The following is a 4,148-nucleotide window of genomic DNA, read 5'->3' on the forward strand; positions in this document are numbered from 1 at the left end:
GGCATGTTTGATTCCTTCAGAACCCAGAACCCAGAACCCAGAACCCAGAACCCAGAACCCAGAACCCAGAACCCAGAACCCAGAACCCAGAACCCAGAACCCAGAACCCAGAACCCAGAACCATCAACTATTCTATCAGACCGACCAAATGGTCGTGCTGGCCCCGTTCAATCTGGAACTTGTCGTTGTGTTTTTTCAGCAGATCGGCGAAGCTGCGGCATCCATAGCTGGCTTCGTCGAAGGTCGGGTCGAGCCGCTTGACCACCGGTCTGATGGCGGCCTTGAGCACCCATTTGTCTCCGTTTCTCAGGGCGATCTGTTTGATGGCCTTGGTGATCAATTCAGCAGCATCTTTGACGGTGGCGGTTTCCGTCTCCTCTTCCTCATCTTGCGGCTCAAGGGCGAACGTTTCGTAGTACTTGAAATCCGAGCAGCTGTTGGCCCAATGGCGGTTGGTGGCGTTTTTGCACCCCACTCCAATGAGGTCCTTGCCGGCGGCTTTGAGCTTTTGGGCCAAGGGGATGAAATCGCTGTCTCCGCCGACGACGATGATGGATGAAATGTGCGGAAAGCGCAGGATATCCTCCACCGCGTCCAGGGAGAGCTTGATATCCGCCCCGTTTTTGGCCTGGGCACCGGGAGGGAAAAGCTGAATCAATTCCACGGCGCACTTGAGCAGGCTCTGGCGGTATCTGGTAAACCAGTGCCAATTGCAATAAGCTTTGTTGATGGCCACATTGCCATAGGTGGTGGCGAAATCGTAAAGGCCCTGAACATCTACCAGAACCTCCTGCTGCCGATTCCGGTTGGCCGGTTTCGGATAACTGCCGCTTCCATTGAGGGCATCGAAGATGCTGGCGTGCAGGTTTTCGAAATCCCAATAGATGGCTACTGCTTCCTTGGTCATATGCTCCTCGTCAATGGATGGGGTGGGGCAGAAATATCGACCGTTTAACGGGTTTTTCCACGGCCTGAAAATCAGTTCAACATTAATGAGAATATCGAATTTTGTCAATTTTTCCGTCGCCGCCGCCGCATATTCCTCTTTCCGCCTTTATATGGAGAATATGCGTATTATAGTAGTGTCTGTGCTCGTTGACGAAGGGCTATTTCCCAAACAAAGGACAGACTGCTGAAAACCGCCGCCTCAGATAATCCACCACTGTCTCCGTTTTCGGTGAACAATGTACGCATGTTCATTGCCTTCCGGGTGTTTTTTAATTGTCGGTTTTACTACCCGATTTTTACCGTCTTATTCCTGGACTTCGGGCTTACCGTGGCCCAGTTTTCGATTCTCAACGCGGTGTGGGCGGCCACCATCGTGATGGCCGAGGTGCCCTCGGGCGCCCTGGCCGACATCCTCGGCCGGCGTCGACTGTTGGTGTTCGCCGCCTTTTCCATGCTGGTGGAAATGGCCATTCTGTGTTTTGCGCCGCGGGGCAACACCACCCTGCTGTTCAGCTTTTTCCTGATCAACCGGGTGCTCAGCGGTTTGGCCGAAGCGGCTGCCAGCGGCGCCGATGAGGCCATCGCCTATGATGCGCTCCAGGCCAAGGGGATGGCGGACCAGTGGGGACGGGTGCTGGACGTTCAGATGCGGCTGCGTTCGGTCATGTTCATCCTTACCATGACAGTGGGGGCTGCTGTGTACGATGCGGATCTGATGACACGGATCCTGGCTCTCTTCGGATCGGGTTATCAGTTCACCCAGGTCCAGACTTTGCGGTTTCCCCTTTACCTGACATTCATCCTGGCCCTGTTCACCATCGCCACCGTTTTGCGGCTGGACGAGATCTGCCCCAACTCCGAGGCGGATGGCACCTGTGAAGCGCAGTTCGGCGGGTCGGCCATGGATGCGTTCAAACTGACCCTTTCCACCGGCGGATGGATTTTCAAAACCCCGTTTGTCCTGGCCGTCATCCTGTTCGGCATGCTCTTCGACGGTATTCTCCGCATGGTCATCACGCTGGCCAGCCAATACTACCGCATGGTGGACCTGCCCGAATCGACTTATGGGATCATTGGATCGGTGATGGCGGTGACAGGTCTTTTCATACCCCGGCTGGCGCTTCGCATTGCCGAAAACCATTCACCGGCATACTGCCTATGGACCACCGCCGCCACGGCCCTTGTCGGCTTGTGCGGCATGGTGTTTTTCTGGCCGTACACCGGGCTGCTGCCGGCCCTGGTGGCTTTTTCGGCCCTTTACATGGTGGGTTTTTACGTCAGCTATTTTGTCAACCAGCAGGCGTCGTCGGCGCGCCGGGCGACCGTGCTCAGCTTCAAGGGGTTGGCCTATAACCTCTCCTATGGATTCATCGGAATCGTTTATGCGGGGCTTTTGGAAATTAAAAAATCAGGCATCGATGCCGTCGCAGTCAATACCCCCGTCGTGGAGAATGTCGTTTTCAAGGAGACGTTTTTCTGGTTTCCGCTATCGCTGGCAGTCGGCCTGGCAGTGATGACGGCAGGCGTCCTTGTCTTTCGGGCGAGGCGAAGATGAAAGGACCGGCCGCGGGCGGCACCACTGTCGAGGCCGTGCACAAGGGAGTTTTTCTGATCCTGCTGGCGACCTTGTGCATCGTGCTGATGAACACGTGCGCCAAGGTCAGCAGCGTTGCCCACGGCCCGGTGGAGATGGTCTTTTACCGTGGGGTGGTGGCCCTTGGCCTGCTGGTTCCCTTCATGCTGGCCACGCGTCCCGCAAGTGTATTCCGGACCCGCCGAATCGGGGCGCATCTCTATCGGGCAGCAATCGGCAACATCGGTGTAGGTTTGGTTTTCTGGGCTTACTCCCTTTTGCCCATGGCCAATGCCACGGCGATGCTCTTTGCGGCGCCGCTGTTCGTCACGGCGTTGTCGCCCCTGTTGCTGGCGGAACGGGTGGGCCCGAGTCGGTGGGTTGCCGTGGCGGTTGGGTTTGGCGGGGTTCTTCTGATTTCCAGGCCGTCGGTAAGCCTGCTGGCCGATCCGGCATCCCTGGTGGGGCTGGGTGCGGCACTATGCATTGCCCTGGTTGACATGGCGCTGCGCAATCTGGGTCGGACAGAAGATCCCCTGACCACGGTTTTTTACTTTATCTTGGGCGGGGTGATCCTGTCTGCGCCCTACACGATCGTGTACGGCGCCTTGCCGGACGGGAGAATCCTGCCGTGGATCGCCGGCATCGGCATCTTTACCGCCATTCAGCAATTGGCCAAGACCGCGGCATTCCGGTTTGCCGAAGCCTCTTTCCTGGCCCCGTACACATACACCGCGATTGTATGGGCCACCCTGGCCGGATGGCTGCTATGGAAAGAGCTGGTCACAGTGCAGGTGATGGCAGGGACTGGAGTGGTCGTTGCCAGCAACCTGTTCATTCTGCGGCGGGTTGAGCCCATCGGCAGAAACTGAGCGTCCCAGGGCCGCCGGAAAGTCCGTGTTGACAAGGGAAAAGCAGGTAACCTATTCTACCCTATTACGGTTGCTGTTCCTTTTTTCATCGGAACACGTTGATTCAAGGCCATGACGGCTCTTGGCCACCGTATCAAAGGAAGACAAGGTTGATTCATGGTTCAATCCGATGCCATCGAACAGATTCCGGCCCCCGGCGCCAGGCAACTTCACTTCGCGGGAGACACGGTCACCTTCCACATCAAGGTACCTGAATCCTGGGGCGGGCAGGCCTGGCTGCGGACCAGCCTGGGACACGCCAGGTCCGTGCGCCGGGAGATCCTACGGCAGGTGGACCGCCAGGAGAACCCTTTAGGCAGGAGCTGGTACGATATCCCGATGACCGCCGTCGAAAAAGGCCACTATAGCCTCACCGTCGCCCTGACCGAAGTGGGACACTTCGAGGCCAAGGGTTATTTCCTCGATACAGACAGCGCCGATCCGCTGTGGCCGCCGGGGGCCAATACCGCCATCAACGTGGCGCCGGCGGATACCTGCAGCGCCAACATCATCTACAATGCCTTCGTGCGTCAATTTGGCCCGAACAAGAATGGTGCCATGGTCGCCGTCGATCAGACCATAAAAAGCCTGGACGAAGCCGGATACACGGTCATACCCCCTTCGGGGACGTTTCGCGACCTGATCGGGGAGCTGGATTTTATCATCGGCCACTTAGGCTGCCGGATCGTTCAACTGCTGCCGATCCATCCCACGCC

At 57.4% G+C, this 4,148-nt stretch carries 3 protein-coding genes and 1 pseudogene; 3 read left to right on the forward strand and 1 reads right to left on the reverse strand.

Annotation, left to right across the window (positions count from 1 at the left end):
* Positions 1-127 precede the first annotated feature (127 nt).
* Positions 128-907 (reverse strand): NYN domain-containing protein, encoded by a 780-nt coding sequence (locus tag ABYV26_RS22060; protein WP_372683516.1) that lies wholly within the window; start codon positions 905-907, stop codon positions 128-130.
* A 285-nt stretch (positions 908-1,192) separates the two neighbouring features.
* Between ABYV26_RS22060 and ABYV26_RS22065 the strand changes: the two genes are divergently transcribed.
* The 3 genes and pseudogenes from ABYV26_RS22065 to ABYV26_RS22075 form a co-directional block, all read left to right on the forward strand.
* On the forward strand, positions 1,193-2,503 hold the full coding sequence (locus ABYV26_RS22065; RefSeq protein ID WP_372683517.1) for an MFS transporter: 1,311 nt from the start codon (positions 1,193-1,195) through the stop codon (positions 2,501-2,503).
* On the forward strand, positions 2,500-3,393 hold the full coding sequence (locus ABYV26_RS22070; RefSeq protein ID WP_372683518.1) for a DMT family transporter: 894 nt from the start codon (positions 2,500-2,502) through the stop codon (positions 3,391-3,393). The genes ABYV26_RS22065 and ABYV26_RS22070 overlap by 4 nt, the downstream gene beginning before the upstream one ends.
* Positions 3,394-3,549: 156 nt before the next feature.
* Positions 3,550-4,148, forward strand: a pseudogene (locus tag ABYV26_RS22075) (glycogen debranching protein); the annotation flags it as partial.

The organism is Desulfosarcina sp., assembly GCF_041551955.1.
Taxonomy (GTDB): domain Bacteria; phylum Desulfobacterota; class Desulfobacteria; order Desulfobacterales; family Desulfosarcinaceae; genus Desulfosarcina.

Coding starts and splice junctions, on each gene's coding strand:
- ABYV26_RS22070 (WP_372683518.1), top strand. CDS start 2,500: ATGAAAGGACCGGCCGCGGGCGGCACCACTGTCGAGGCCGTGCACAAG.
- ABYV26_RS22060 (WP_372683516.1), bottom strand. CDS start 907: ATGACCAAGGAAGCAGTAGCCATCTATTGGGATTTCGAAAACCTGCAC.
- ABYV26_RS22065 (WP_372683517.1), top strand. CDS start 1,193: ATGTTCATTGCCTTCCGGGTGTTTTTTAATTGTCGGTTTTACTACCCG.